Below are 6,453 nucleotides of genomic sequence, written 5' to 3' on the forward strand. Positions count from 1 at the left end.
GGGAGTGGGCGGCGCTCTGATCGAAGCCGCCAGAACCCTCGAACCCGTCTCCGATTCCCCCCGGCTCGATGCCGAGCTGCTGATGGCGCACGCCCTGGGCGTCTCGCGCGAGGCGATGATCCTGCGCCATCTCGGCGATCCCGTGCCCGCCGCGCTCGAATCGCTGCTTGCGCGGCGGCTGGCGCATGAGCCGGTGGCGTACATCACCGGCCGCCGCGCCTTCTGGACGATCGAGCTCGCGGTCGGCCCCGGGGTGCTGATCCCGCGCCCCGACAGCGAGACGCTGATCGAGGCGGCGATCGAATATTTCGGCGCCCGCGCGCCCGCGCGGATCCTCGATCTCGGCACGGGCCCCGGCACGCTGCTGCTCGCCGCGCTGGCCGAATGGCCCGAGGCGCAGGGGCTCGGCGTGGATGCGTCGGAGGTCGCGCTCGACTATGCCCGGCGCAACGCCGCGGCGCTGGGGATGGAGTCGCGCGCCGCCTTCCGGCCCGGCGACTGGGGGCAGGGGCTCGCTGCGCGCTTCGACCTGATTCTCGCCAACCCGCCCTATATCGGGACGCGGGAGGATCTGCCCGAGCAGGTCCGCCGCCATGAGCCCGGCGCGGCGCTGTTCGCGGGCCCCGAGGGGCTCGACGATTATCGCCGGATCATTCCCGATCTCCGCCGCCTGCTCGCGCCCGGCGGCGCGGCGGTGCTGGAGATCGGCTGGACCCAGGCCGGGCCGGTATCCGCGATTGCCCGGAATGGCGGTTTCGCCGTGACGCTGTACAAGGATCTGGGAGAGCGGCCGCGCGCGCTGCTCCTGACTTGAAACGACGCGAAAACGACACATATTTCTGCTTGGACATTGGTGCTGCACCGGCTAAGACAGCGACGGGGTAGGGCACTTTCAACCAAGCCGTTGAAACTTGGGCCGTGAAAAGCACAGCCCCGATTCAGGTCATGATAGCCGCTGCAGTCCGGTGGCCATGGCAGGCGAGTCGCGCCTCCCGAGGCGTTGGCGCGCATTTGTAAACTGCATCCGGGACCCAGGAATTGGACCGACGGACAGCGTAAACAAGACAGGACATACAGACCTTGATGAACAATCGTCAGGCCGGCCGCCGTCGTGGTCGTGGCGGGCAGCAGCAGCGCCAGGGTGGCAACCCGGGCCAGGGTAACGGGAACCGCATCGACAACCGTGCGCGCGGCAACGCCGCCCAGCTGCTCGAGAAATACAAGAATCTGGCGCGCGATGCCCAGATGCAGGGCGACCGGGTCAACACCGAATATTATCTCCAGTTCGCGGATCACTATTTCCGCGTGCTGAGCGAGAGCCGTTCGCGCTTCGAGGAGCAGAACCAGCAGCGCCGCCAGCGCGACGATTTCGACGGCGACGACGAGGATTTCGACGTCGAGGCCGATGGCAATCGCGCCGACGAAGCGGACGAGCCGCAGGAGCAGCGCGTCCAGCCGTCGCGCCGCGAGCGCGAGGAGCGTCAGGGCCGCGAGCGTGAGGAGCGCCAGGAGCGCCAGCCTCGCCGCGAGCGCGAGGACCGCAACGGCCGCGCCAATGGCTATGGCAATGGCCATGCCGTCGAGGCCGAGGGCTTCGAGGCTGCCGCCGAAGAGCAGCGCGCCCCGCGCGAGGAGCAGGCGCCGCGCCGCACCCGCCGCCCGCGCCGCGAGGAGGCGCAGCCCGCCGATGAGAGCCATGCGATCGACGCCGCGGTGCTGCCGCCGGCGCTCGGCGTGATCGACGCGGCGCCGGCCGCGGAAGCGGAGGAGCCGGTGAAGAAGCCGCGCCGCCGCCGCACCCGCGCCGAGGATGCGGAAGCGACTGCCTGAACGGCGGCGTTCGCGATCTGAAGAATCAGGACAATGGATCGGCGGCTGGGCGAAGGCTCAGTCGCCGATTTCCATTTCGTCCTTCAGCCGGTCCTCCACCTGTTCGTCATGGCCGGTGCCCGAGCTCAGGAACATCAGGCCCATCAGCATGGCGCCGAGCAGGATGGTGAAGAACACGCCGAGCGCGGTGGCCAGGATCACGGTCAGGTTGAGCCAGCCCAGCCAGTGCCACAGGACCAGGATCGCACCTATCGCCGCCGCCGCCGCGACCATCGCCATCCAGCCCAGGATGCGGCGATAGCGCGCCCAGGCAAAGGCGGCATATTCGGGATCGTCCAGGCCGTGCGGCGCGTCCATCTTTTGCAATTGGGGGCGATGTGTGGGAGACTCAACCGCCTGGACCCGAATGCGGAGTGATGGCGATGACGATCGCGGCGATCCTGGGGGGCAAGGGGCACGAAGTGGTCTCGATCGATGGCGACCGGACGGTCGCCGATGCGGTCGCGCTGCTCGCCGGGAAGCGAATCGGCGCCGTGCCCGTGATGTCCGGCGGCGCGGTCGCCGGGATATTCTCCGAACGTGACGTGATCTATTGCCTCGAGCGCGAGGGGGCCGCGGCGCTCGCGCGCAAGGTGGGCGACGTGATGACCGCGCCGGCGATCACCGTCTCGCCCGACGAGAGCGTGCTCGCCGCGCTGGCGCTGATGACCCGTCGGCGCATCCGCCATCTGCCGGTGGTCGAGGGCGATACCTGTATCGGGCTCGTCTCGATCGGCGATCTGGTGAAGTATCGGATCGAGCGGATCGAATCGGAAGCCGATGCGATGCGTGCCTATATCCAGGCGGTGTGATCCCTGGGCCGGGAATCTGAACCAGGTTGTGGACTCATATTCTTGCTTCGTCACCCCGGCCTTGAGCCGGGGTCCCGCTATCTCGTCAGCACAGGAAGAAGCGGGATCCCGGCTCAAGGCCGGGATGACGGTGAAAGATCAGATACTTGTTTGGGTTCTCAACCTGGGGTCAAAACCCAATCAGCAAACTCCGTCATCCCCGCGCAGGCGGGGATCCAGGGTAGCGCAGGACGACGATGCTATCAGGTGAGCCTCCTTCCGGAGCGCGCAGGCCTCGACTGCCCGCAACCCGCCCGTGGCCCTGGATCCCCGCCTGCGCGGGGATGACGAAATAAATCAAAGCCTTGATCGGGTTTTGCCCTAGGTTGAGGACTCATAAAGGCGGCCTGTCGGCAAACGCCCCACTTGCGGACATCAAGGGTCGACGCACACCACGGCTGAAGCTGGGCCGGAAGCGGACTGGCAGGTCACGCTGCGTCAAGCGCGACAAGCGGACGCTCCTTTCTAGAGTCTGATACCCGGCAAATCGAGGAGCGCGGTGCGGGCGGCAGTGCGTTGCGGCGCCACACGGAGGACCAATCGCCACCCGGTTGGAGGGCGGACGCGGCTGGCTTCGTTTCGGCAGGTCAAGCCAGGCTGAAGATCTGCGCGGCGTGAGCCTCAGCTGGCGGGAAGGCCGGCCCTATCGAGGTGCTTCACGATCATGCGATTGAAGTCAGGAAAGACGAAGCCATCGTCGGCTGCATAGAACCGCTCACCATCCGAAACATAGAGCGGGTTTAGCAGGGCTCGCTTAACGCGAAGCGGGAATTCACGCCGTGATCGCTCCAGACTGTCATAGGTCTGCAGGTGAGCGAAATACTGGACCTTGTCCTTGGGCATCAGTTTGATCAGGCCGATGCCATTGTTTCGTGCAGTGGCGACCGTGCCCGACTGAAAGCCGTTGCGTGTCACCATATAGGCCTTGATGCTAAAGCCATAGCCGCCGGCAAGCCGCCCTACGAGCTCATCCATCAGCTTGACCTCAAGTTCTCGCTTATGGTCCTTGCACTCGAAGATCACGACATGCGTCGGCTGTGCATCGTCCTTCCCGAAGTTATCTTTCACATAGACCTCGAGTACATTCTCAAAATCTACCTCAGCCTCCCGGCTCCTGGAGTAGTATCTGGCCTTGGGTCGGAAACGCACGAGTTCGGGACGGTAGGGTAGCTCGCCCGAAGCTAGGAGTTTCGCCACCAGATCGGCAACTTCTCGCTCCAGATCCATTCCATCATTCCGCTCAGCGCTAAAATCCGTCAATCTTATCACTCCGCTTGTTGGTTGTCGGCGAACAGGGCGCCGATGTCTGGCATCCTGATCAAGATTTAGTGCTTATGTCGTGATGAAACAAAAGTCGCTTTTCACGGATTCAATTTCCTAAGTGGACGGGACGGTTAACACCAGTCTTGTCCATCAAGCCGACGTTAACGAACGGCTGCCTTGGAAATCAACTACCAACATTGAGAACGACTGCAATTGGGGCGCATACCCGCTGTGCCCGCAAGGCCATCGGAATGGCAGCTATCCACCCAAGATCGGCCGATTGGTCCGATATACCGAAAGCGGTCGTTTATGGGTTCACACCCAAGCCTTTGAAACCATGTCCGTCATCCCCGCGAAGGCGGGGATCCGGGGCCAGGGGCGATGGCCGCGCGGCGCGTCCTGCCGTCTCCGGCTGCTCTGCGCGGAATTGCTTCGCCCCCATCCAGCTTGAACCCCCGCCCTCGCGGGGATGACGAACTCTCCCCGGCGCGTCGCGGCTCATCCGTGGCGGTTGCGGATCAGGTTGATCGATTCGATCAGCATCGGGCGGGCGAACAGGAACAGCAGCCCGCCATAGATAAGGCCGCCCGCGCCCGCGAGCAGCGCGAGATGCGGGAGCGCCGGGAGCGGGGGCAGCAGCGAATCGAGCCCGGTGACGAGCAGCGCCATGGCGCCGGCCGCCAGCACCGGCGGGGCGATCGCCTCGATCAGCGCGCCCAGCCTCACGCCGATCACCGGCAGCGTCCGCCAGGTCGAGACCGCGAGATAGACGGGATAGGCGGCAAACCAGGCGGCGACGAGGCCCATCAGGCCCCAGTGCACGCCGATCAGGAACGCGATCGGCAGGCAGAGCGCGCCGGTCGCCGAGTTCTGGGCGCTGATTCCCGGGCGGCCACAGGCGTCGCTGGCGGGGGCATAGAGCACTTGCAGCGTCATCATCGGCATGGCGAGCGCCAGCCAGTGCACCACCGGGGCCGCCTCCCGCCATTTCGGCCCCAGCGCCACCGCGACCAGCGGGTCGGCGGTGGCGGCCATGCCGAGATAGAAGGGCATCGCGACCACCATGATCAGCCGCGCCGACTTGGTGAAGGCGGCGGCGACCGCGGCCTTGTCGTCCTTGAGCCGGGCATAGGCGGAGAAGGCGACCTCGTTGAGCGGGGGCACGAACTTGGCGACGAAGATCTGGGTCAGGAACAGGCTGGTGGTGTAGATGCCCAGCGTGTGCGGGTCGAACAGGCGGCCGGCGATGAACACATCGGCCTGGCTCTGGGCGAACCAGAAGAGCTGGCCGGTGGCCATCACGCCGCCATAGCGGGCGATGTCGCCGGCGCCGCGAAAGTCGAAGCTCGGCCAGAGCAGCGAGCGCGCGGCGATCGTCATGCCGATGGCGCGGGTGGCGAACAGCGCGATCGGCGCGGCGACCAGCGTCCACACGCCCAGGCCGGCAAGCGCGCCGGCAAGCGCGGTGATCGCGCCGGCGAGCGCCGAGACGAAATTGACCAGCGCCTGCTTGCGGAAGTCCATCGCGCGCGAGAGCAGCGCCTGGGGCAGGGCGATGAACGGGGTGGCCATATATAGGAGCGCCTGCACGCGGAGCAGGTCGGCCACCATGGGCTGGCGGTAATAGGCGGCGGCGGCGGGGGCGGCGAGGAACTGGATCGCGCCCAGGCCGAAGTTCAGCAGGATCAGCATGCCGAACAGCTGGCGCTGCGCGTGGCGCCCGGCGTCCTTGCGCTGGATGAGCGCGCTGGCGAGGCCGTAGCCGTTGAGCATGTTGAGCAGGACCAGGATCACCTGGGTCATCGCGAACAGGCCATAGGCGGACGGGCCGAGCAGCCGGATGACGATGAAGGTCGAGGCCCAGGTAAGCAGCTGGCCGAAGATCTGGGTGCCCGAGCGCCAGATCACGGCGCTGCGCACCTGTTGGCGCAGCGCGGCGCTTTCGGCTTCGGAATTGGCCAGCACGGTATCGCTCATCTCGCGCGCTATGCGCCCGTTCGCCTTTATGCGCCGTAAACCGCCGGAAAGCCGCGAAATTGCGCAGTTCTGCAGGGGAAATCGTATCCCGGATTCGCGTTTTCCGGCGTGATTCGAGGGGCGATTCGCATGATTCGCGCCCTTCCTGGTCATCGATCCGTCATTCAGTCGCCGGGCCGCACGCCCGAAAACCGCGGATTTCTGCGGTTTTCGGGGTCTGTTTCGAAAAAAAGACAGAAAGTTTCACAAGGCTGTTGACGGGCCGAAAGGTCACGCATAGAAGCCACTCCACCGACGCGGTGCTCCTCACCGGAACGCTTCGACGGTCACCAAAATCCAGGCGCACAGGTCGCCCCGAGAAAAAGGGGTTGGACGGTGCGTCGGTTTTTGTCGCTCTTTGACATAGTGATATAGATGAAGGGACATGTGGGCGGCGGCCCTGGGTTCTGACGGCTTCTAGGCGTTGGATACTCAGATAAAGTCAAGCCGTTCC

6 protein-coding genes are annotated in these 6,453 nt (G+C 65.6%); 3 read left to right on the forward strand and 3 right to left on the reverse strand.

Annotated elements, in window-relative coordinates; all coding sequences use genetic code 11:
• The first annotated feature begins 4 nt into the window (after positions 1–4).
• A complete protein-coding gene (gene prmC / locus OMP43_RS12360) occupies positions 5–814 on the forward strand; it encodes a peptide chain release factor N(5)-glutamine methyltransferase (RefSeq protein WP_280280013.1) in 810 nt (269 codons plus the stop codon).
• 269 nt (positions 815–1,083) lie between these two features.
• Complete coding sequence (locus OMP43_RS12365; RefSeq protein WP_280280014.1) at positions 1,084–1,830, forward strand: DUF4167 domain-containing protein; 747 nt, start codon at positions 1,084–1,086, stop codon at positions 1,828–1,830.
• A gap of 57 nt (positions 1,831–1,887) precedes the next feature.
• Here OMP43_RS12365 and OMP43_RS12370 read toward each other — a convergent pair whose 3' ends face one another.
• Positions 1,888–2,187, reverse strand: coding sequence for a hypothetical protein (locus OMP43_RS12370; RefSeq protein WP_280280015.1), 300 nt, complete (start codon positions 2,185–2,187; stop codon positions 1,888–1,890).
• A 65-nt stretch (positions 2,188–2,252) separates the two neighbouring features.
• Between OMP43_RS12370 and OMP43_RS12375 the strand changes: the two genes are divergently transcribed.
• Positions 2,253–2,681, forward strand: coding sequence for a CBS domain-containing protein (locus OMP43_RS12375; protein WP_280280028.1), 429 nt, complete (start codon positions 2,253–2,255; stop codon positions 2,679–2,681).
• A gap of 660 nt (positions 2,682–3,341) precedes the next feature.
• On the opposite strand, the gene OMP43_RS12380 is transcribed toward OMP43_RS12375, so the two are convergent.
• Both OMP43_RS12380 and OMP43_RS12385 read right to left on the reverse strand, forming a co-directional pair.
• Positions 3,342–3,947 (reverse strand): hypothetical protein, encoded by a 606-nt coding sequence (locus OMP43_RS12380; RefSeq protein ID WP_280280016.1) that lies wholly within the window; start codon positions 3,945–3,947, stop codon positions 3,342–3,344.
• A gap of 534 nt (positions 3,948–4,481) precedes the next feature.
• Entirely contained in the window at positions 4,482–5,960 is a 1,479-nt protein-coding gene (locus OMP43_RS12385; RefSeq protein WP_280280017.1) for a lipopolysaccharide biosynthesis protein, read from the reverse strand.
• Positions 5,961–6,453 lie beyond the last annotated feature (493 nt).

Origin of the sequence: Sphingomonas sp. CBMAI 2297, assembly GCF_029870595.1 — a bacterium.
Lineage (GTDB): Bacteria > Pseudomonadota > Alphaproteobacteria > Sphingomonadales > Sphingomonadaceae > Sphingomonas.

Excerpts from the sequence above, each read along its gene's own strand:
- OMP43_RS12365 (WP_280280014.1), top strand. The coding sequence starts at position 1,084 with ATGAACAATCGTCAGGCCGGCCGCCGTCGTGGTCGTGGCGGGCAGCAG.
- OMP43_RS12370 (WP_280280015.1), bottom strand. The coding sequence starts at position 2,187 with ATGGACGCGCCGCACGGCCTGGACGATCCCGAATATGCCGCCTTTGCC.
- OMP43_RS12375 (WP_280280028.1), top strand. The coding sequence starts at position 2,253 with ATGACGATCGCGGCGATCCTGGGGGGCAAGGGGCACGAAGTGGTCTCG.
- OMP43_RS12380 (WP_280280016.1), bottom strand. The coding sequence starts at position 3,947 with ATGGATCTGGAGCGAGAAGTTGCCGATCTGGTGGCGAAACTCCTAGCT.
- OMP43_RS12385 (WP_280280017.1), bottom strand. The coding sequence starts at position 5,960 with ATGAGCGATACCGTGCTGGCCAATTCCGAAGCCGAAAGCGCCGCGCTG.